Annotated in this window: 19 protein-coding genes; 7 read left to right on the forward strand and 12 right to left on the reverse strand. The window is 54.8% G+C overall.

Annotated elements, in window-relative coordinates:
- Positions 1 to 6: 6 nt before the first annotated feature.
- Positions 7 to 2,007 (forward strand): hypothetical protein, encoded by a 2,001-nt coding sequence (locus tag FO268_RS10995; RefSeq protein WP_150992864.1) that lies wholly within the window; start codon positions 7 to 9, stop codon positions 2,005 to 2,007.
- Positions 2,008 to 2,057: 50 nt separating this feature from the next.
- Here the strand turns inward: FO268_RS10995 and FO268_RS11000 are convergent, their stop codons facing one another.
- Positions 2,058 to 2,492: a RidA family protein gene (locus FO268_RS11000; protein ID WP_150992866.1), complete on the reverse strand. Its 435-nt coding sequence runs from the start codon at positions 2,490 to 2,492 to the stop codon at positions 2,058 to 2,060.
- Positions 2,493 to 2,707: 215 nt separating this feature from the next.
- On the reverse strand, positions 2,708 to 3,604 hold the full coding sequence (locus tag FO268_RS11005) for a LysR substrate-binding domain-containing protein (protein WP_150992868.1): 897 nt from the start codon (positions 3,602 to 3,604) through the stop codon (positions 2,708 to 2,710).
- A 128-nt stretch (positions 3,605 to 3,732) separates the two neighbouring features.
- Here FO268_RS11005 and FO268_RS11010 point away from each other — a divergent pair, with 128 nt between their 5' ends.
- Together FO268_RS11010 and FO268_RS11015 are read left to right on the forward strand one after the other, a co-directional pair.
- Positions 3,733 to 4,440 carry a glutathione S-transferase family protein gene (locus FO268_RS11010; RefSeq protein WP_150992870.1) on the forward strand — a complete coding sequence of 236 codons (708 nt, stop codon included), beginning with the start codon at positions 3,733 to 3,735 and terminating at the stop codon, positions 4,438 to 4,440.
- 87 nt (positions 4,441 to 4,527) lie between these two features.
- Complete coding sequence (locus FO268_RS11015) at positions 4,528 to 5,073, forward strand: YdeI/OmpD-associated family protein (RefSeq protein WP_150992872.1); 546 nt, start codon at positions 4,528 to 4,530, stop codon at positions 5,071 to 5,073.
- 33 nt (positions 5,074 to 5,106) lie between these two features.
- Here FO268_RS11015 and FO268_RS11020 read toward each other — a convergent pair whose 3' ends face one another.
- Positions 5,107 to 6,009, reverse strand: a complete 903-nt coding sequence (locus tag FO268_RS11020) for a LysR family transcriptional regulator (protein ID WP_150992874.1) — start codon at positions 6,007 to 6,009, stop codon at positions 5,107 to 5,109.
- Between the two features lie 133 nt (positions 6,010 to 6,142).
- Here FO268_RS11020 and wrbA point away from each other — a divergent pair, with 133 nt between their 5' ends.
- Complete coding sequence (wrbA, locus tag FO268_RS11025; protein ID WP_150992876.1) at positions 6,143 to 6,781, forward strand: NAD(P)H:quinone oxidoreductase; 639 nt, start codon at positions 6,143 to 6,145, stop codon at positions 6,779 to 6,781.
- Positions 6,778 to 7,986 carry an MFS transporter gene (locus FO268_RS11030; RefSeq protein ID WP_150992878.1) on the forward strand — a complete coding sequence of 403 codons (1,209 nt, stop codon included), beginning with the start codon at positions 6,778 to 6,780 and terminating at the stop codon, positions 7,984 to 7,986. The genes wrbA and FO268_RS11030 overlap by 4 nt, the downstream gene beginning before the upstream one ends.
- 142 nt (positions 7,987 to 8,128) lie before the next feature.
- Here the strand turns inward: FO268_RS11030 and FO268_RS11035 are convergent, their stop codons facing one another.
- The 9 genes from FO268_RS11035 to FO268_RS11070 form a co-directional block, all read right to left on the reverse strand.
- Positions 8,129 to 10,198, reverse strand: a complete 2,070-nt coding sequence (locus FO268_RS11035; protein ID WP_191966945.1) for an EAL domain-containing protein — start codon at positions 10,196 to 10,198, stop codon at positions 8,129 to 8,131.
- A gap of 55 nt (positions 10,199 to 10,253) precedes the next feature.
- Positions 10,254 to 10,802: a methanogen output domain 1-containing protein gene (locus tag FO268_RS11040; protein WP_150992882.1), complete on the reverse strand. Its 549-nt coding sequence runs from the start codon at positions 10,800 to 10,802 to the stop codon at positions 10,254 to 10,256.
- 436 nt (positions 10,803 to 11,238) lie between these two features.
- Entirely contained in the window at positions 11,239 to 11,649 is a 411-nt protein-coding gene (locus tag FO268_RS11045; protein ID WP_150992884.1) for an ACT domain-containing protein, read from the reverse strand.
- Positions 11,650 to 11,743: 94 nt separating this feature from the next.
- On the reverse strand, positions 11,744 to 13,795 hold the full coding sequence (locus FO268_RS11050; protein WP_150992886.1) for a nitric oxide reductase activation protein NorD: 2,052 nt from the start codon (positions 13,793 to 13,795) through the stop codon (positions 11,744 to 11,746).
- A 47-nt stretch (positions 13,796 to 13,842) separates the two neighbouring features.
- Complete coding sequence (locus tag FO268_RS11055; protein ID WP_150993338.1) at positions 13,843 to 14,613, reverse strand: CbbQ/NirQ/NorQ/GpvN family protein; 771 nt, start codon at positions 14,611 to 14,613, stop codon at positions 13,843 to 13,845.
- 49 nt (positions 14,614 to 14,662) lie between these two features.
- Positions 14,663 to 16,048 (reverse strand): cbb3-type cytochrome c oxidase subunit I, encoded by a 1,386-nt coding sequence (locus tag FO268_RS11060; protein ID WP_150993340.1) that lies wholly within the window; start codon positions 16,046 to 16,048, stop codon positions 14,663 to 14,665.
- Between the two features lie 58 nt (positions 16,049 to 16,106).
- Positions 16,107 to 16,937, reverse strand: a complete 831-nt coding sequence (locus tag FO268_RS11065; RefSeq protein WP_150992888.1) for a c-type cytochrome — start codon at positions 16,935 to 16,937, stop codon at positions 16,107 to 16,109.
- 12 nt (positions 16,938 to 16,949) lie between these two features.
- On the reverse strand, positions 16,950 to 17,075 hold the full coding sequence (locus tag FO268_RS23220) for a hypothetical protein (protein ID WP_263645066.1): 126 nt from the start codon (positions 17,073 to 17,075) through the stop codon (positions 16,950 to 16,952).
- Between the two features lie 121 nt (positions 17,076 to 17,196).
- Positions 17,197 to 18,654, reverse strand: a complete 1,458-nt coding sequence (locus tag FO268_RS11070) for a TrkH family potassium uptake protein (RefSeq protein ID WP_225316609.1) — start codon at positions 18,652 to 18,654, stop codon at positions 17,197 to 17,199.
- Positions 18,655 to 18,922: 268 nt separating this feature from the next.
- Here FO268_RS11070 and FO268_RS11075 point away from each other — a divergent pair, with 268 nt between their 5' ends.
- Positions 18,923 to 21,574: a sensor histidine kinase gene (locus tag FO268_RS11075; protein ID WP_202336607.1), complete on the forward strand. Its 2,652-nt coding sequence runs from the start codon at positions 18,923 to 18,925 to the stop codon at positions 21,572 to 21,574.
- Positions 21,571 to 22,305, forward strand: a complete 735-nt coding sequence (locus FO268_RS11080) for a response regulator (RefSeq protein WP_150992892.1) — start codon at positions 21,571 to 21,573, stop codon at positions 22,303 to 22,305. The genes FO268_RS11075 and FO268_RS11080 overlap by 4 nt, the downstream gene beginning before the upstream one ends.
- The last annotated feature ends 12 nt before the right edge of the window (positions 22,306 to 22,317 follow it).

Raw genomic sequence — 22,317 nt, forward strand, 5'->3', positions numbered from 1 at the left:
TTTCAAATGGCTTATAAATTAAGCAAGGAAGATGTTGTGGCTATTCCCGGCTCTGCTCCAGACACCAACGCTTCAGTTCACAAATTTGACGAGGCTCTGGAACAGCTCTCGCTTACACACCAGAGCAACCCCCTGGCGCCCAATACAGAGGTACTGGAAGCAGCGCTTATTGTGATGGAAACTACCGACGGACTGGACGCGCTTTACGCCCGGGTACCGGCGATGGAAGCCAAAGGCGTATTTGCCAACAGTGACTGGAACCAACCCGTTATTCTCCGACCCGCACTGGCCGTTCGAACACTACGCCAGGGAGCGCCACCCTATACGGTCATCGAAGCCCTGAGTGAGCTTCGCTTGCTTGCAGTGGCCATGGGCGACTATCGCCATCCCGGAATTTCAGCTGAACAAGCCAGAAACTTTCTGACCCAGGTGACAGCCCTCAACCTCGACCTGTTGTCCGGCCAGATGAGCGAAGCCGACAGGGAGCGACCGCAGGGGCTGGGGCACATCGTTAATTCGCTGTACCAGTTTCTGCTTAACAGGTTGGGCTACGAGAGTATCCTCGACAGCCTGGTGGATGAAGTACGCCGCCTGCTGGCTCAGCGCCCGATCCAAACTGAAAGCATCAAGCTGATGGTCAGCCAGATTGCAAAATGCCTGTTTGACCCGGAGATTGAAACCTCTGGCATGGACAAAGCTGCACGTCTTGTCAGCGCTTTGTTTGGCCCTGCGACAGGCTGCCGCGATGATCCCGGCTTTGCTGTCTATGCCGAGCGGCTCGCCACCATGGACGAACCTGCGTTATTCGAAGAGGCTCAGGGTTTTGCCATTGCAATGCATGAGACAGGTATGGTTTCTCCGTACCATCCTTTGTTGTTACGGCACCTGCGCGGGCACCGAGACGACCTGATCCCACTGGCTCTGGGCCTGAGCATCACCGGGAATGATGTTCTTCAGTGCTATCGTCAGATCGTGCTCGAACTGATTGACCAGGTTGTTCATCCGGAAACCTGCCAGGCGGTCTATGGCCTGGCTATGTTTCTCGAGCGCGGCTCCCTTTTCACGCCACCCGTAGCGGCAGGCCTGTGGCGGCAACTTGAACTGAAACTTTGCCAGGCTGCGGCTGACAGACTGAGCGCGGTATTTGGTGATGCGCATCCGCCGCGGGTGTATTTGCTGGCCGGTGTACTGAGTCTACTGGGGCAGCCGTTGGGCGTTGGCCAGGGCAACAACCCGACTTGTCAGTCGGTCATCGGCCTGTCCATGTGGTCGTTCAACGACGCCGATTTTCTATTGCAACTCGTAGCCTGGGCCGCCCGTGATGACGACGTCATCATGCGGTTCGAGGGCCAACAGATTACCTCTCAGTATCTGGAGGCCGGCCTGGCCAAAGAACCTCCCATCGATGTGGACCCGGTTTCCTTGATTCTGACACCTCACCTTGACCGCATTTACGGGGAGATGGGGCGATTATGCGGGGTTCGGGATGACGACCTGCATCGCTGGATCAATCCGGAAATGTATGGCTGGTGGGTGGGGCACGGATTTCTCAGTGTGATCAGTCGGGAAACCGGAAAAATTCACGATTATGAAGGGTTTATCCGCCATTTTTATGCCTCTTATCATCCTTATTACAACGGCAATATACCCGTTATTCATCCGCAACCAGCCGGCATTGCAGTCACTGACAGTGGAGGGCGCCTGGTTGGACGCCACGCCATAACCATTATCCGCGCCAATCTGGATCGTGATGGGAATATGCGTATCTATTTCTTCAACCCCAACAACGATAGCGGCCAGGATTGGGGCCAGGGCATCAATTGCTCCACAGCGGATAATGGTGAACGCCATGGAGAGGCATCGCTGCCATTTGCTGAATTTGCGTCCCGTTTGTGCGTATTTCACTACGATACGAGGGAACTCGGGGAGCTATCCTTGATTCCGGAAACGGACGTCACCTTGGCTGTTGGGCTCGGCCGTGCCAGTTGGGCGGCAAGTTACGAGTGAGACCCCGGAGTGCTGAAGCGCTGCCCCAGGGGTTCAGGCTCCTGGTCCGATTAGTCGAGAACGACCGTCGCGTCGACTTCAAACAACATGCCATCCAGTGCCAGGCGCGGGACCGGGACAAGCGTTTGCGCCGGCAGCGCATCACCAAAGGTGTCTTTTACATGGCGGGTCATGACATCCAGTAAAGAGGGGTCATAATTCACCACATATGTATTGATGCGCGTGACCTGATGCGGCTTTGCCTCCAGCTCCTTCAGTACGGTTTGAAGATTGCTATAGGCCTGTGCCACCTGATCCGCGAAAGACTCTGACAATACGCCGTTCCCGTTTTCACCACCCTGACCAGCAATGTACGCAACCCGGCTTCCTCCGCTGGCCACAACTGCGTGGCTATAGCCGTAGGGGGCAGGGTTATACAAGCCGGGCGGATTGACGATATCGGTCTTCACCCCACCGGCTTGTGCGCTGCTCAGCATGATACTCATAGATACTACTCCAAATTGAAATGCTCTGGTTATGTAGGAATACATGGTTTGGTCCCATAGTTGGTTCTATTGAAGTAGACGGATGAGCCTCGGCGTTTGTGACATGCTGACAAATTTCAGTTTTCATACACCACGCCGGATGTACTGTTTTGACGAGTCAGCTTCGGGTTGTGCGGGTTGTTCACTAGTTGCGAGAAGTAAGTTGGGGAGGTGAATTATTGGTTTTTTACACTCATGCATTTGATGATGAATTCCACAGCCGCCCGAACGCCGGGCAGTTGACCGCGACGATGCGGCATTAACAGCGTAGTAGTCACCATGCCGCCATTCCATTCTGGCAGTACTTGAACCAGTTGGTTATTCAGAAGGGCATCCTGACACATGCCGGCTGGCAGGCATGTTACACCCAGGCCGGCCATGGCAGCGTTAATGAGCACTTGCGACTCATTAGCCACCATCCGCGGAATTGGGGAAACTTCACAGTGCCCACCGTTTTGCCTGTGCAGTTGCCAGACACTCTTGCCGGGGCCGGTCAGCAAACCGTCGTGGTGTGCCAAATCCTCCGGCTGCAGTAACGCAGGCTTGTCTCGCAGGTATCCCGGCGCTGCAACCAGTATCATCGGTTCAGTTAATACCGTTCTTTGCACCAGGTCTGAATCCGGTAAAGGCTGAAAGTGGCTGCGCACCGCTATGTCGAAACCCTCTTGAACCACATCCACAAAACGATCACTCACCTCTAGCTGCAAATTCAAGCGCGGGTAAAGTAACGCGAGGTCGGGGAGTAGGGGGGCAAGGTAAATCTGTGCCGTAGGAACTGAGGACGTTACACGCACAATTCCGCTAGGCTCTGACTGCCGACTGCGCACAATCTGCTCCGCCGCCTCTGCTTCGATCAACACCGCGCGAGCTCGGTCAAAGAATTCCTGGCCAAGGTCGGTAAGCCTGAAACTTCGGGAAGTGCGGTGAATCAGCCGCACCGACAGCTCTTCTTCCAGCTCTGCAACCCGTTTACTAATGGTTGACTTGGGCAGCCCCAGCACCCGTGCTGCAGCCGCAAACCCACCTTGTTCTACAGCTGCCACAAAAAAGGGGAGATTGTTGAGTTTGAGCATGGGCAAAGTCCATCTATGTAGACGCTGCGTCTAAATTTACCCTACTACTCAGGTATCGTCCACAGACGCATACTAACTCCACTCAACTCATTCGGGTTTGAGAAAGACCAATCAAGTGGAGAAGGTTTATGAAACCAGTATTATTTTACGGCGTCCCCTCAGGCTGCTCTTTTGGCTCTATCGTTGCTCTGGAGTGGCTGGGAATACCTTATCAACTGTGCCGGATAAACATGCCGGAAGATGTGACGAGTGAAGAATACAGACGCATCAACCCTATGTGCGAGACGCCTGCATTGATGATGGCAACCGGGAACGTCATCACTGAAAGCATGGCGATTCTGAATCATCTTGGAGCAATGAGCGATGACCAAAAACTGAACTTTGCAAAGGGGACAGTCCAGTTCGATAGGTTGAACCAGGCACTGGCCTTTCTCAATACTACATTCTTTAACGCGTTCAGCCCGCTTTGGTTTGATTATGAAAATGGATTGGATAACGAAGAAAAGCGGGTTCTTACGCAGTACGGTATTGCGTGCCTGGAAAAGGCTTATGCTGACCTGGAACGTTTCCTGGGTAATAAACCATGGTTGTTGGGCGAAGACCGCTCGCTGGCAGACGCCTATTTTTCGGGTATAGCTCGCTGGTCAGAGTATCACCCAGTGATTGACTTCCAGGCCTACCCACGGGTGCAACAGCTGTATAAAAAGCTTCTGGCAGACCCTGCGGTACAGTTCGCCCAATCGATAGAGGAGGGTAGTCCGACAATGACAAGGAGCGGTTTTTCTGGTGAAATTTCGTTATGTGACGTACTGATACTAATGAATAGAGGCGCATGAAGGTGAGGGCCCAGGCGCAACGTAAGTATCATGCTGTTATGGGGGGATATCTCTGCAACTTCCATTTGATCGTTAAAGGACTAAAAAATGCGAGAAGAGACAAAGTCCCGTTTCACCACACAACTACTCAGGCCAAAAGAACCTGGCGAGGGTAACTCATGGGGTTTTGCAATTCTGCCCAAAGAAGCAAGTGCCAAGCTTCCCAGGCGCGGCCGAATAACAGTTGATGGAACCATCAACGGCCAAGGGTTCAGGGCTTTGCTCGAACCGGATGGCCAGAAAAGTCACTGGCTGAAAATAGATGAGCAGCTACTCAAAGATTCAGGCGCAGAGTTTGGTGACGAGTTGCAGTTTGAGATTATGGCTGCGGAACAGGAGCCTGAACCAGAAGTCCCCCCTGACCTGGTTGACGCCCTTCAGGCATCCCCGGTGGCCCTCGCCACCTGGGAGGCCACGACCCCGATTGCTCGTCTTGACTGGATTCATTGGATTACCTCAGCCAAGCAGCCGAAAACGCGCACAAAACGGATTAACGATGCATGTGACATGCTTGGCTCTGGTAAGAAGAGAGTGTGCTGCTTTGATCCTTCAGGCTACTACAGTAAGGCGTTCAGGGCGCCACAAGCGGAATAGCTACCCGAAATTGCAATAAAAGATTTGAGAACGTTAAAAGAGTTTCCTGAGGGTAGCTCTTAACGTTTTAGCCGCGGGGCCGAGAGGTTCATCTGTGCGGTGCATCAGCCACATCCTGCCAACTGTCTCACCGTCCACGCCGAATTCAGCAGCCGGTATCCGAACCAGTCTTCCTTCCATTAGATCGCGCTCAATCAACCATAACGGCAGATTGCCCCAGCCGATGCCCGCGCATATCAACGAGTACTTAGTGGAGTTATCGCTCACCCGCCAGGTGCCGGGCGACAGCACATCGTATTCGCGTCCGCGGGTGAGGGCGGATGGATCCTCAGTGACGATTTGAACGTGGTCGGCCAGCTCTGCAGCACTGATGGCTTCTCCAGTTAGGACGCGGTCGGCTAACGGATGTTTCGACGATACCACCGCAGCACGTGATACGAACCCAATAGCCTCACGCTCTATTCGGGGATCGGGGATGTCAATTCCACTGATGGCAAGTGTGCAGTTATTTTCTTGAAGTAGCCGAATGGCCTCTCCCAACGGCGCCGACAACACTCGTATCGTTACAAGTGGATATGCGTCCTGCAATTCCTTCAAGGCCTCCGAAGCGAGATCCACCGGAAACTGCGGATCAAGCGCGACATCCAGCCCTAGCTCCACACCCGCACCAAAGCCACGCGCCCGGGCGCGCAGCGTGTCGACTTTAAGAAGAATGGAGCGCGCGTCTGCCAACAGCATTTTCCCCTCGGGCGTCAGTACTGGCCGGTAACCGGAGCGATCGAAGAGGGTAACTCCCAGTTGAGACTCAAGATTTCCGATTGCGTAACTGACCGCCGACTGGGCACGGGCAAGGCGATCCGCGGCACCACTGAAGCTTCCGGCTTCGTTGACGGCAACCAGCACGCGCATTTGGTCGAGGGTCAGTGCATCCAACATGATCAATTAAATAGATAGTTATTGATCAAATTTTGTCATTTTTTTAGTTCGTTAGCGAGTGTAGTTTTCTCTTAAGCATCCGAGCCGACATGGCCTCATGCCTCCATTTTGATCCATCACAGGAGACCTACATATGAGTAACGTGCTTGTTCTTTACTATTCCAGTTACGGCCACATCGAAGCGATGGCGGAGGCCGTCGCTGAGGGAGTCATAGAAACCGGGGCCGATGTCGCTATCAAGCGAGTTCCGGAGCTGGTGCCTGAAGAGGTTGCCAGTCGCTCAGATTACAAGCTGAATCAGAAAGCGCCGATTGCCAAGGTCGCAGAGCTCGCGGATTTCGACGCAATAATCATTGGTACACCGACTCGCTTCGGCAATATGGCTAGCCAGATAAAGAACTTCCTCGACCAGGCAGGGGGGCTGTGGTTTGAGGATCGCCTGGTAGGCAAAGTCGGCAGCGTTTTCACATCAACTGGCAGCCAGCACGGTGGGCAGGAGTCGACAATTCTCGCTACACAGGTTGTATTGATGCATCTCGGTATGGTGATTGTTGGATTGCCTTATACCTTCAAAGGTCAGATGCGGATGGACGAGATTACTGGCTGCTCGCCCTATGGTGCATCCACGCTGGCCGAAGACGACCGACATGGCAATCGTCAACCGAGTGCCAACGAACTTGCCGGGGCCCGCTTTCAAGGCCGGCACGTTGCAGAAATTGCCACCGATCTGGCCAGCGGGCGGAGTCAAAGAGCAGAGGCAGCCTCCTCATGAGTGTTGCGTCCAAAGCCCTGGATCGCATGGCCTGGCCCGTGGTGGCACTCATCATCGGGGCCGGTGTGATTTCGGCCTGCCAGCTTGGCAAGGCACCCCTGGCTTTGCAGGCTGTGCAACAGGAACTGCAACTGGGTCTCGGTACGGCGTCCTGGTTGATTTCAGCGTTCGCCGTGATCGGGGCCGTCCTGGGGGCGCCAATTGGCCTGACTGTTGATCGTATCGGAGTGCGGCGAACGGCGATTCTTAGCTTGCTGGTTATGGGAACAGGCTCTGCTTTAGGTGCGCTGTCGAACGACGCTACAAGCCTGCTTGCCACGCGAGTGCTTGAAGGCCTCGGCTTTCTCGGTCTCGTTGTAGCAGCTCCAGCTCTAATTGCCGCAGTGGCTCCGGAACGAATTCGTGACCGGGCCATGGCATTGTGGGCGATCTTCATGCCAACAGGCCTGATGCTGGTGTTGCTGGCAGCACCCCTGTTGAACACGATTACGTGGCGGGGCTTCTGGTTGCTAAACGCCGCAGTCCTGATCAGTTACGCGGCACTTCTGGGCTGGGTAGTGCCTTCGTCTCAGTGCGCGAGTTCCAAGCATAGCTCTATCCTCAAAGACATCAAACAAACGACCGCTGCACCGGGGCCCTGGGTTCTTGGAGCACTATTCGCTCTATTCTCAACCTTGTTCTTCGCCGTGTTCGGATTCCTCCCATCGCTGCTCACGGAACGACTCGGGGTCAGCGATGAAGCGGCAAGTATGCTAAGCGCCGTTGCTGTTGCGGCAAGTGGCGTTGGCAATATCGTCTGTGGGCTGCTTTTGGCACGCGGGGTGGAGTCAATCCGATTACTTTACGGAAGCTTTGGCACCATGTTGATCTGTGGCGGCGGCGTGTTCAGCGCAGTCGTACCAGGGCCCGGGATTTACGCACTATGCCTGGTTTTTACGTTTGCCAGTGGATTTGTTCCGGTGGTGATATTCAAGAGAGCCGCGCATTTTGCGCCACACAATGCGTTGGTAGGGACCACGCTAGGCTTTGCCATGCAGGGCAACAATATCGGCTTGCTGATCGGCCCGGCCGTTGCGGGAGTGCTGGTAGCTGCTTTCGGTTGGTCTGCTGTGTCGATACTGGTTGTCGCGTGTGCCCCTGTTGCCGCGCTCTTGCTGAACGTTTTTCGGAAGCTTCAGGCAAAAAGGGGAGTTCAGATGTGCTGATGAGCTGTACTGGAACACGGGGTCAGCGCGAGCTGCTTTGTGTTGTCGTCCATCAAATACAGATAACCATGGCCCACGTCTTTATACCTTTTAACATAATATACATTATGCGCAGTACAGTATACTTTTTGTGATCCGCCCGTTAGGCCTGCCCCAGGTTTACCAGGAAGCTATCCAGGGGTTGAGGCTTCGCTATGCCGTAACCCTGAGCGTAGTCTACCCCGATCTCAAGTAGCTCCTGCAAAATACTGTTGTTCTCGACAAATTCAGCGATGGTTTTCAATCCCATAACATGGCCAATGTTATTGATGGCCTCCACCATGGCGCGGTCAATTGAATCGCTGGTGAGATTCTTGATAAATGCGCCGTCTATTTTCAGATAGTCCACCGGTAGGTTCTTTAAATAACCGAATGAGGACATCCCACTTCCGAAATCGTCCAAAGAAAAGCGACACCCGAGTGTTCTCAGCGTCTGGATGATATGGCGCGCGTTGGCCAGATTGGCTATGGCTTCCGTTTCGGTAATCTCAAAACAGATCACCGCAGGAGAAACGGCAAAGCGCTCAAAGCAGTTAGTGATGAACTGCAAGAATCCTTCGTCCCCCAGAGACGCCCCTGAAAGATTAATTGTACAGGTTCCAACTCGCTCGGTGCCGGCCTTGGCTAATTGGCTAAAGGCCGTGCCCAACACCCATTGATCAATGTTCACCATCAGATTGTAGCGCTCTGCGGCCGGAATGAACGCCATGGGTGGAACCAGTTTTCCACCTGTGTCGAGCAGACGTAGTAACAGTTCGAAATGCGCACCTTCTTTTTCGGTCCGGGCCCGGGGACCAGGGGACGTCGGCACGATAGACTGGCAATGCAAACGGAATTGGTTCTCCTTAAATGCTTCGCGAATTCGCCCAACCCATTGGGTTTGCCGGAACTTGTTAGCCAGTACCTGATCGTCACTTCTGTACAGATGGATGCGATTACGGCCTTTCTCCTTTGCCAGGTAGCAGGCATTATCGGCCGCCGTTAGCAGGTCGGCCAGCGACCAGCTGTTATCGCTGAAATTGACCTGCCCGATACTCAGGCCAACGCGAAAGGGCTTGCCTTCCCAGGTGAAGCCAAGATCCTCAACTTCTTCTTTGAGTGCCTTGGCGATACGCTTTGCAACAGATTCGGGGCAGTCTTGCAACAACACTCCAAACTCATCACCCCCCAGGCGTGCCAGCAGATCGGAATGCCTGAGATGTTTTTGAAGTACGGGGCCTAGTGTCCGTAACAAAGCGTCTCCTGCCAGGTGACCACAGGTATCGTTGACGACCTTGAACTGATCCAGATCCATAAACATAAGGCTGTGGGGGCCGTCCGTTCCCCCTCGCGCTTCTAACAAATTACGCAGGCGTCGTTCGAACGCCTGTCGGTTAAGGAGTCCGGTGAGACCGTCATGGCTTGCCTGATGGGAAACCTTTGCTGCCAGTTGGCGAGCGTGAGATACGTCGTGGAAGACCATCACGACCCCGATGAGCCGCCCTGCCCGGTCGCGTATGGGCGCGGCGGAATCTTCAATGGCAAACTCTGTGCCGTCCCGGTGCAGCAAAATCGTATGATTTGCTAACCCCACCGTATGGCCATTGGCTATCACCCGTGCTACCGGGTTCTCCGCTGGTAAGCGAGTGTGCTCATTTATAATATCGAAGACCTGTAGCAGCGGAAGCCCCCGCGCTTCGGTTTCTGACCATCCAGTCAGGGATTCCGCAACCGGATTCAGGTAGTTGACACGTCCTTCGGTATCGGTAGTAATAACCGCGTCGCCGATGGACTTCAGGGTGACCTGCGCTAATTCTTTTTCGGCAAACAGTTGGCTTTCCATCTGTTGACGGCGAGACACCTCCCGTTTAAGAGCGTATACCTGCTGGGTGATCTCGACAAAGCGCTGGTTAGCCGCCCTCTCGGCCGTACAACGTACAATAATTTTGGCCACTGAACTCCGCTGGCCCGGCAGTCGGGCCCCGTACGTCGTGTAGCGCTCGCCATCCGGGCCCTTGAGGACCACCTGGCCACGGATAAAATTCCCACTCCGAGCCCAGTTTCTAATCGAAGACTCAAGCTTGGCCGGATCAATTGCCAAGTCATGGAGCTCCATTCCATTGCCCAAACCGCGGAATAGTTTACGGGCCGCAGGATTTGCATCCACCACCTTACCTTGGCCGGACAACAGCACAAGTGCCTCTGGTACCAGGCTTTCCCAAGATTTGTTATTCATTCCCTACCCATCATCAGGATTCTGATTTGAAATATTCGTGTCCTGATGCAGCTTCGGACTCGGCGGTGGGTTGCAGGTGAACAACGACTCGGCAGCCAGGATCCCCCCGGGCTATGGTCTCTTCCAAGGATACCTTGGCATAACCCATGCTCTGGGAGGCAATGATGCCAAACACATTGCTTGTCATCATGCACATGGAGGTGCGTCCTTTAACTTTCTCTGCAAAGGGACAGGCCCGGTTGCCAAGCACGATACGATCATCACTCTGTTCGATAATATAAAAGTCGCCTTTGATCCGGTCTTTCAGGTCCACGAGCACTTCTGCTATTTGGGGGCGCGTTAGATTGGAAACTCCCAGGGCTCTTTTGTAATCGAGGTCCATCTGATTGCCCATATTCTGCCCAACGATGCTGATAAAACCGGCAGCCTCTTCAAGGCCCACGACGTCTTCCAGTACGCCGGAGAGTTCGCGTATCAGATTACGGAGAAAGAGGTCTCTTTCCAGTGGTATGTCCAGTTCAGTGATTGGAATGAGTCGGGAGCCGGTATCAAACGCCGCCATAACAAACTCCTTTTGATTGATGACCTCGGTGGGTATTTCTCAGCGTACAACATTAACAGCGTATTTAGCGGGGAATCATTGCATTTTGCAGGTTAAAAATTAGCAACTACAACTCGGGGCAAGTCCATAATAATGGTTTCTGCATATCCCCCAGATAACCTCTTCCTAGTAAACTAATAGTGAGCTTACACACTAACTGTCGTCCAAATGTTGAGTTCAGTTGCTTGTCCTTTGGGATAAAACGTCTGAAGAACGGACGTGCGGCCGACAATAGATTGACTGGAGGTTATGACCTATGAACATTGTGCCCGTAATTACTCTTTTTGGCGGCCTGGCGGCATTTTTCGCATTGGCTGTTGCCCTCAGGTTCGCGGTTGGCGTAACTCAGAGGCCAGCCAAACAGAATGAAAAAGAACTCACCAGTTCATAACAATCCCTAGCCGCTCGGCTGGCTGGCAAGCCCTTTCAGTGCTTCCATGGCCTCATCGATCCGGTCGCTGGGCACGAACATGTGATCGTGATAAAAGCCGGCAATAACATTCGTGGTAATGCCACGCTCTGCCAGCAGACTGGTTACAACGGATGTGAGCCCTAGGGCTTCAAGGCTGGAATGCCCTTCGAGCGTTATACGGCGGAACTCTCGGTAATAGTCCAGGCCCTCGTCTTTGGCCTGTTGCAGAGGAATAACCAGGGTAAGACCTTCCAGTTCAGCAATGCTTACGATGGGTTTGAGCTTTTCCAACTCCCCGTACTTTGCGCGAGGTACTGTGCAGTAGACATAGGAGTCGGGGTCAAGCTTCGGGGAGAGCTGCTTGATCAGATCCTGGAGAAATTGTGATCGCTTCATACTTGGCTGTCCTCTGGCCGAGTTTCATGGGCCTTATGGGGGAATCCCGAACTAACTTTGCTTTTCGCTCTTTAGCCTGTACGAAATTTTCTTTTCAAGCTACCACTACCAACCGTTTCATCCAATCAAGTAGTACATTGGCAAGCAATTCGGGTCTGGTCAATAACCGATACTGGTGTGCACCAAAGATTCTGGGCAGGTAGTTGGCGGCCTGGCGATCTATGGTCAGGCAGAAGGGATAAATGCCCTGCAGACTGGCTTCGGTTACTGCCTGACGCATATCCTCAACACCGTAGCGTCCTTCGTAGTCGTCCTTGTCATTGGGCTTGCCGTCGGAGAGCAACAGTAATAGCCGGTGCGCCGCTGCCTGCTGCATCAGATCTGTGGTGGCGTGGCGTATGGCAGCACCCGCCCGGGTGTAATGCTGCGGCTCAAGCGCGCTGATCCTCAGCGCTACATCGTTATTGAAGGTTTCGCTAAAACGTTTCACCTGGCGAACCGTGACCGCATCCGGACCCTCGCCGGAAAATGCCTGCACTGCGTATGGCTCTCCCAGCTTTTCCAGCGCTACGCACACCAACAGCAAAGCTTCCCGTTCCACGTCGATAATGCGTTTGTTCGCCGACACCCAGCTGTCGGTGGAACCACTGATATCGATCAGCAGCATGATCGCCATATTGCGGTCCCCCGACCGCCGCGTCTGATAGAGCCCCTCGGCCATGTGGAATCCGGCCCGGAAGTCGGCAACGCTCTCCGTATAGGCATCAAGATCAATATCGTCGCCATCCGGCTGCTTACGAAGCCGCACCCGCTGGGCGCTCAGCATTTCAAAGCGGCGCCGGATATCATTGAGCATGGACTCATGCGCTTTCAAGGTTTCATCCACCCACTTCTGGGAGCCCTGACCGCTAGAAAGAATACGTACGGTGGCCCCCGGTTCCCGGTAGATCCGGCTGCGGTAATCCCATTCCGGGTAACTGAAACCCTCACCATTGGCAATCGCGGCTTTCAGTTCCTGTTTTGGTTTTGCGTCCGGCGGGTCATCGGATAGCAGCACCTCCTTGGGGCGGCCCGGGGTAGACACCAGGCGTGCCTCGGATAATTCCGAGACCAGATCGCCGTATTCGTCGGCACTGATATCGTCGTCCCGGTCTACCGGTCGCTGCAAACCCATTGGGTCCTCGGCATGGGGATGGGATTCGTCTCCCTGCATCATCCAGATGCTGTCGTCGTTATCACTTTCCTCTTCCTCTTCTGTGGCTTTGCGTTCGTTGGGACGACGGGCCAGGTGCCCTGCTCTGGGCGTTTCGTCGCCTTCCTCAGCGTCTTTTGAAGGGTCAGTTGCTGTATCCGTGACAGCTTCTGCGGGCGGGAGCCGGAAATCGCCACTCCACCAATCCTTCAGTAACGGCCGTGGGCCCAGTCGTTTCTCATCCACACCTTTGGGAACCAGCCCCAGCTCACCGATCAACTGGCGAGCACAGGCCAGAGACCTGGCCGGAGACTCGCAAAAAGGTACCTGGTCATGCAGTTGCTGACCTCCCAACTCAAGAAAGGAACGGAACAACCGCTCCAGCGGCTGCCTTGAGGCCGGAAATCGGTGTAATGGCGGCCGCACGGTCAGGGCTCGCGCCCGCAGCTGCTCAAGCGCTCCAGTCATGCCTGGCAGGGCCGCTGTCAGTTCCTGATCCGCGGAGTAGGCTTCCAACAGCAGATAAACATCTGCCAGCAGCGGAAGCATATCTTTGCTGTGGATCTCCGCCCCACCCCGCCGGGCTCGATAAACCTGCTGCAGCGCCATGGCCCGATAGAGCATTGTGGCTTCACCCGTATCGGCAATGCCCAGATCAGGTGGTAGCCAGATAGATACACCATCGGTGGCCGGAACTGAGTATTCGCATCTGGGCCTGCTGTCATGCCTGAACAGGATCGACAACATGGTGGTATGGGCTGGGGGCTGCGCGACACGCATGGGAAAACCTGTACCAAACACAGCTGTGATCAGCAGGTCCAGTCGGGTTGCAACGTCCCGCAGTGTGACGGTGCGGACGGCGTCTGGGGATGTCTGGTAACGTTGCCACAGCCTTTGTGCGTAAATGGTGGTGTGGCGGGCAACGTCACTGATGACCTCTTCTGCTTCAGCCATGAAGGGCTCCCGCTAGCGCCGGTGTGTTGGCACGGTGCGCGCCAGGTTCAGACGAACGTAACATCTACCAGATCATGCATGGCCCCAACCAGGGATTCGTCATCCGACAATGGTGAAACAAGCCCCGCGTAACATGCTTCTTTTACTGGAATACCCCGGCCCACGAGGCTCGCTGTTGCGATCAGAAGGCGGGTGCTGGGAACCTCCGCCAGGCCCCGGTCGCGGAGTGACCGGATTCGGTGAGCCAGGTTCACCAGGGCGCGGGCGGTTGCCGGATCTGCCCCACTCTCCTGCATCACAATCCTGGCTTCCTGCTCTGCGGGGGGAAAGTCCAGGTCCATCGCGACGAAACGCTGTCGCGTGCTGGGTTTCAGGTCCTTCAGCATTCGCTGATAGCCCGGGTTATAGGAAACCACCAACTGGAACCCGGGCGCCGCGCGGACCGTCTCACCGGTCTTGTCGATGGGGAGAATACGCCGGTGGTCCGTCAGGGCATGAAGAACGACGATGGTGTCCTGCCGTGCTTCTACCACTTCGTCCAGATAGCAGATGGCCCCTTCCCGGACGGCCTTTGTCAGCGGGCCGTCCTGCCAGACGGTGCCGTCATGGCGGATCAGGTAACGCCCGATAAGATCGCTGGCAGTAAGATCATCGTGACAGGGAATGGTGACCAGTTTCCGGCCCAGGCGCCAGGCCATGTATTCCACAAACCGGGTTTTCCCACAACCGGTCGGCCCCTTGAGCATGACTGCGAGTTTTCCCTCATGGCACTGCTCAAAGATACGTACCTCCTCTCCCGACGGGAGGTAGTACGGCATCTCGCCCGTGCGGTCTTCCTCGCTCCTGACCAGTTCATCAACAGACACGTTATACCGTTCCTCGTTCCGCTTCGGTGTTGCCTACGTCGCCGCTGACCGGAACAGTGTCATCCGCGCGATCCAGCACCGGCCGGTAACGGAAGAAGTCGAAGATATATAGCCCGACACCTGTCGCGAATATGGTGCCGGTCGCGATAAGCATCAGAAAATGAACCTGAATCTTGAGCTGCGCATCCAGGTACCCCATACCCATTACCCGCTCCAGATAGACCTGTCCGATACCTGCGGTGGCGAAGGAAAGTGTCATGCCGAACATGCCACCCACCTGCATCCAGAATGCCCAGTACCCCATGGTGGTGCCCTTTTCCGGGCGCCCAGGGCACATCTGGGGAAGGGCATAGGAAATCATGGCCAGTATAATCATGGCATAGGCTCCGTAGAACGCAGCATGGCCATGCATGGCAGTGATCAACGTACCATGAGTCCACTTGTTAATGTCGGGGAAGGTATGGGCCAGGCCCAGTAACCCCGCACCAAACAAGGCGAACAAGGCACTGCCAATAGTCCAGTGCAATGCCTGCGCATTCGGATGAGCAAGCCCTGAGCGGCGCATGGCGCTGTACGCGAAGATTGCCATGCCCACCAGAGCCGCAGGCTCAAGAGCACTGAAAAGTCCGCCAATCGGAAGCCAGTACTGAGGAACGCCTACCCAGTAATAGTGGTGGGCCGTGCCGAGGATACCCGCTATGAAAACCAGGCCGACTATCACGTACAGCCACTTCTCCATTACCTCACGGTCGGCCCCGGAGAGGCGAATAAGAAGGTAAGCAAGGAAGGAGCCCATAATCATCATCCAGACACCTTCAACCCACAGGTGGATTGTCCACCACCGATAGTAGATGGACACAGTGTAGTTTTCGTAGTGAAGCAGTGCGGGAAGGAACAGCACCGCCGAGCTGACCAAACCGAGTAATAGCACGCCTTCGGTGGTGGTAAATCGTCCTGACTTCTTGATAGTCATGCCGATGTTGTAGAGAAAAATCAGCATACAAATCACAATCACGATCTTGTGGGGGAGTGGCTGCTCCAGCAGCTTGTTGCCGGTACCGTAACGGAACAGATAGCCGATAATGGCGGCCACTCCCATCAACGTCCACAGGATCAACTGGATGTAGGCCAGTTTTGTGCTATGCAGTTCTGTGCGGGATTCATCCGGCACCAGCCAGTAGGTGCCGCCCATGAAACCGGCCAGCACCCAGACAATCAGCAGGTTGGTATGAATAACCTTGGTTACATCAAACGGCAGGATGTACAACAAGGGGTCCGGTCCCAGGTATTTGGCAGCCGACAGCAGGCCAAATACCAACTGCAAACCAAAGAGCGCCATGGCAACTGCAAAATACCAGTAGGCAACGGACTGCGACCTGTATCGCATCATTATTCTCCCTGTTGCTGGCGAACCGACCTTGTGCGGGCCAAGGCTGCGGCGCGTTTTATTTGATAGACATCAGATAGGCGACCAGTTGATCAACCTCTTCGTCGGAGAGACTGTCCTCATACCCCGTCGGCATGAATGAGGTTCCGTCAGCTGAATACATGGCACCAGGAACCAGATGGGCGCTGGGGGCGACGATGGATTCCCGGATATAACCCTCAATATCGGTGGCCTCGCCCTGATACTCATCGGAGGCCAGAGCCTCTTCCGCACGGGTCACCAACCCCGCCATGGTTGGCCCGGCCATATCAGCACCAGGTGCAGTGGAGTGGCAGGAATTACACGCTGGGGACGCCGTCCGGAACAGTCGGTCGCCTTTCGCTATTGGGTCGTCGCCCTCGTCAACCGGTTTTGCGCCGGGGGGATCTTCTCCCGCAGCGGCACTGCCGGCCGTCATCCCCCCGGTAACCAGGATTGGCCGGGGCGGCCAGCCCTGATTGTCCACGTTGGCAACCCAGTCGAGGAACTGGATCAGGTCGTGGATTTCCTTGTCACTGAGATCCTGGGTGGGCATCAGGCGACGGTGCTTCTGTTCGTCATAAAAATTGGAGGGGTTTTTCATATAGGCCGTCAGATAGGCCTCGCCCCGATGTTGCGTAATCTTGGTCAGATCGGGGGCGTAGTAGGCGCCTTCGCCAAACAGGGTATGGCAATTGATGCAGTTGTATTTGTGCCACACATCCTTGCCATGGGTCACTTCCGGCGTGATGTTTTTGGAATGGGTCAGCTCCGGAAACTGACGGTGGCTGTCCACCGTCAATATCAGAAATATCAGAGCGGAAATCGCCGTGGCTGCAATAGCGAAGATACGTGACTGTCGGTTCGTCATGGTCAATCCCGCCTATACGCCAATACCATTCCAGTAAAATACTGAAATGGAAACTGCGTAAACGACCGCGGCCACCATCAGCGCCAGAACCACAAAACTGAAAATCCGTAACGGCGTGTAGAGCTTTCTCTGTTGCATGACATTAGACCTCCCTGGCCGGTCACAACCTAAAATGCAACCCGGATGCTTCTTTCAAGGTAGCAGTCTAACGCAACAGTGCAAGAAATCAGCTCGGTGCTCTCCATAGCGGGGGGCTTCTTCAACTCCGCCAAAATTGCGGCGAAAACATTACGAAAACACTTAGCAGTTCCAGCCTCCCCAGTAACATAGCAGCCATTAAAACCCACTTGGCCGCATCCGGCAGTGGCTGAAAGTTGCCAGCCGGGCCAATGGTACCACCAAGCCCGGGGCCCACATTAGCCAAGGCGGTCGCGGCCCCGGTCAGACTCGTGACCAGATCCAGACCCAGCGCTGCCAGAACGGCTGCCACCACCGCCAGAGTTGCCAGAAAGATAAACGAGAACGCAACACTGGAGGCCACAATCTCATCACTGATGATTCGTCCATTGTAGTGTCTTGCGACTACCACATTGGGATGAAGCAATCTGAGCACTTGCTCCCTTAATAACAGCATGGACAGTTGAAAACGAAAGATCTTCATGCCCCCACTGGTTGAGCCAGAACAGCCGCCCACAAAGGTCAGGAAGAAGAACAGCACAACCACGAAAGGCCCCCAAAGAGAATAGTCCTGGGAGGCAAAACCGGTAGTGGTTACAACAGATGTCACGTTGAACAAGGCGTGAACAAAGGCGTCCACGGGGAAAGTTCCGTCATTCAATACGCGATAGATCGCAATCAGGCTTGAGATCACTAGCAGGAACTTGAGGAAAAAATGAATTTGCTGGTCCCTCAGAAGGGGTTGAACCTGGCCATTGAGGAGTCTGACAAATAGAAAAAACGGGATGCCGCCCAGCATCATAAAGATACTTGATGCAAACAAAATGGAGAGTTGATCAAACTGCCCCATCGAACTGTCAGACGTTGAGTAGCCGCCGGTAGAAACTGTCGTCAGCGCATGATTCACCGCGTTAAAGAGGCTCATGCCCAAAGCCCAGTATGTGAATACACAACCTAACGTCAGTGCGAGATAGCTGAACACCAGTCCCCGGGCCAGGCGGTTGGTACGCGGTACCGCTTTTTCGGTCCACTCGGACGACTCCGTGGCGAACAATCGCATGCCACCGATTCTGAGAAATGGCAGGATTGCCACTGCCATTCCGATAATGCCGATGCCGCCCATCCACTGCATGATGGACCGCCAAAGCAGAATATCCCCGGGCAAATTATCCAGACCGCTCATCACGGTTGAGCCCGTGGTTGTCACCCCGGAAATACTCTCGAAAAAAGCGTCTGTGACACTCAGTTTGAGGTCGCTCAGCAACAATGGAAGGCTTGAGAACAACGGAATAACTACCCACGCGGACACAGTGAGGATAAACATCTGCCGTTGTTTCAGTGCATGGCGCTTGCGACCTGTGCTGAAAAAGCATACCAGGCCAACACCAAAACAGATGCTCGCGGATTTCACGAACGCCAGCCAGTCCGGTGTGTCTCCAAACATCAGAAGGTTCACCGGCAAGGTCATCAGAAAACTTAGAAGAATCAGCAGGAACCCAAGTATCTGAATAACCGGGAGGACATTAAACAGAGCAATCATCAAGGTCGCCCGAACTTTTCAAGTATCATTTTTGCAAATACACAACCTATGACGGCTCCTGTTAATTGTGCATAGGTAGAAAAACCGGACACCACCGAGCCCTGCTCTCGACCAGATTTGCTTCAGACGGCGTAAGGAAATCACATCTCGGGTAAAATTAGGACGTTTCTATGCGATTTTTTACGGTAATTTTACGGCATCGTGGGCGTAGCTATAAGAAGTGTGTGAGAAAATTTCGCACTCCCGTATGCAAGAACGGAGTTTCCCGTTGGCTGAAGCTTACAAGGGCGTCGAGAAATCAAAAAGCCGTGGCGACCTCAAGATCTATCTTGGTGCGGCTCCTGGAGTTGGGAAAACCCATCAAATGCTTCATGCAGCCCGCGAGTTGCAACGACAGGGCGTTGACGTGGTCGTTGGGGTTGCTGAACCCCATGGCTTGTCCGAAACGCAGGTTCCGAGCCAGGCTCTTGAGCACCTGCCGCCATATGAGAGTGAGTACGCGGGTGAGCGATTCCGGGAATTCGACCTCGACGCAGCTTTGAAACGAAGACCAGAGGTCCTGCTTCTGGAGGAGCTGGCTCATCGGAATATCCCCGGGGCCAGACACCCCCGACGCTATCAGGACATTGAAGAGTTGTTGGATCAGGGGATTACCGTCTGGACGACGGTCAACATCCAACATCTGGAGAGTCTTTCGGATGTGGTTGCCAGTATCATCGGCGTGCGAATACCCGATACTGTGCCTGACTCTATCCTCGAGCGGGCTCGCGACGTTGTATTGGTAGATCTCCCCCCCTCGGAATTGCAGGAACGGCTAAAACAGGGAAAGATTTACTTGCCTGAGCAGGCCTGCAAGGGCATTGACGGGTATTTCTCGCAATCCAATCTATCCGCTTTGCGCGAGCTTGCGGTTCAGACCGTCGCCGAGCGGCTCGATACCGATGTTCGCGAAACCATGCAATCCCCGGGCATCGAAGGCCCCTGGCACATTCGGTCAAGAATGCTGGTGGCCGTGGATGGTTCCGGACAGAGTGAAATTCTTGTGCGAGCAGCTCGCCGGCTGGCCGAACGACGCAAAGTTCCCTGGACCGTTGTCACTGTGGACAATGGCCGGGCAGGAACCGGTGAACGTCAACGTTTGGAGAAAGTGTTTGATCTGGCTACCCGCTTGGGAGCTGAGGTCAAGACGCTTCGCGGCCACGACGTGCCGGAAGAACTTCTGACCTTCGCAAGGGAGCAGAGCGTTACAACGCTCATTCTCGGCCGTTCCCACAAGCCCTGGTGGCACTTTCGGAAATCCACAAGCCAGATGGTGCTGACACAAGCGCAAGCCTTTGAAGTCACCTTTATTCCGGTGCCCGTAAAACAACGCCGACGGGTTGCTGAAGCCGCCAGCGAACCGGTTCGATGGAGCGACTATGCATGGGCCGTAGGCAGCGTCGGGGCCGCTACAGTAATATCAATGGGGCTCCAGAATGTTCTCCCGCTGGGCAACCTGTCCCTGATTTTCCTGACCTCCGTGTTATGGGTTGCCGCACGAACCGGCATTCGGCCCGCTCTGTTCACGGCAGCTTTGAGTTTTCTGACCTACAACTTTTTCTTCACGGAGCCCCGGTTGACCTTCCACATGGTGGATACCGACGAACTTCTGACCGTGGTGTTCTTTCTGATTATCGCCGTGACAGGGGGAAACCTCGCCGGTCGATTGCGGGATCAGGTCCAGATGCTGCGCGCGTCAAACGACCTCACCGATGCACACCTGCAGTTTACCCGACGCCTCGCCTCCGCCCCGGATATCACTTCGGTCCAGAGGGAAGCAGTCGAGTCGCTCCATGCCCAGCTCAAGCTACCGTTGATTATTGCTCAAAAGGCTCCTGAAAATGGTTCGGGTGAGGTTGTCATCCAGAGCGGCCCTTCGAATCCCTTGAACGAGAGGGCTCATTCCGCTATCGACTGGGCGATCACAAACGGCAAACCCAGCGGTGCTTTTTCCGACACGCTGAATAGTCTTCCGTGGCGCTTCGAGCCGATTGAAGCGGGCGGCGAGGTGTATGGCGTACTTGGTCTCCGGGTGGATGACATGACCCCGGAGTATTACCGGGGTCTCGCCATCAGCGTTTACGTGCATCAACTCGGCCTGGCGTGGTTCCGAACCCACCTGGCGGCAAATTTATCTGCCTCACGGGTGGCGGAGGAAACTGAACGACTGCGCTCCGCCCTGCTCTCCTCGATTTCACACGATCTGCGTACACCGCTCTCCTCCATGATCGGTTCTGCCAGTACGTTGAAATCGATGTTTGACAGACTCTCCGAAGAAGACCGGGAAAGTCTTCTTGATTCACTCCTCGGCGAAGGCGAACGCCTGGACCGCTACATCCGAAACCTGCTGGATATGACGAAATTGGGCCAAGGCACACTGAAGATCGAGGGAGACTGGATAGCGCTCACGGATATTCTGTCTTCCGCGCTCAGACGGACCCGAAACCTGATGTCGAAAATCCAGGTGGTGCGGTCTGTCGAAGAGGATCTACCCCTGCTATTTGTGCACCCGGCCCTCATTGAACAGGCCTTGGTAAATGTTCTGGAAAACGCCGCCAAGTTTGCACCTGATGGCTCTACCCTGACCATTCAGGCTCACCGGGAAGATAAAGAGCTTATTATTGCTATTTCGGACGAGGGCCCGGGCATCCCGGAAGACCAGCGCAGCGAGGTGTTCGATATGTTTTTCACAGGTGGCGAAGGAGATCGGGGGCCTCATGGTAGCGGACTAGGACTGGCCATTTGTCACGGTATGGTCGCAGCCCATGGCGGCCGAATTCACGCGTTGGCTGGTCCGAATGGGCACGGAGCCACCATCGAAATGGCCCTGCCCCTGACAGAATCACCTGAACAAGAGTTCAATCGGGAATCCATTGAATGACTCTTTCATCACAAGGCCGGGAAAAGCCCAGCATTCTGATTATCGATGATGAGCCGCAGATTCGGCATTTTCTGCGCATCAGCCTTAAAACCGAAGGGTACGAGGTACTGGAAGCGGAAGACGGTGAGACCGGGTTGGGACTTTGTGCCAGGCATGCGCCGGACCTTCTAATTCTGGATCTTGGGCTGCCAGATATGGACGGTTCCGACGTGCTTGCAGCGTTAAGGGAGTGGTCGTCGGCTCCTGTGATTATTCTTTCGGTACGCGACAGAGAAGTGGAGAAAGTAAAAGCCCTGGACCTGGGTGCCAACGATTATGTCACCAAACCCTTCGGCGTCGATGAATTGCTGGCGCGGGTCCGAACACAGTTGCGCAGCCACGAAAGAGAGCAAAACTCATCTGCCACCAAAACCCCGGCCATTTTTGATAATGGCGCGCTGCATATTGACCTTGCCAGGCGAGCCATCACGGTTGACGGTTCGCCTGTGAGGCTGACGCCAAAGGAGTTCGAAGTGCTCAAGGTGCTACTGCTCGCCTCTGGAAAAATCGTAACGCAGACCCAACTGCTCAAGGATATCTGGGGGCCGACACACACCAATGATACCCACTACCTGCGGATTCTAATTGGTAGACTTAGACAGAAGCTGGGTGATGACCCCACGGAACAACGATTTATTCAGACAGAGCCAGGGGTCGGATACCGTTTTATCGAGACGTCGGATAAGGCTTGAACCCACGCATTG

It is taken from the genome of Marinobacter denitrificans, assembly GCF_008795955.1.
GTDB lineage: Bacteria > Pseudomonadota > Gammaproteobacteria > Pseudomonadales > Oleiphilaceae > Marinobacter > Marinobacter denitrificans.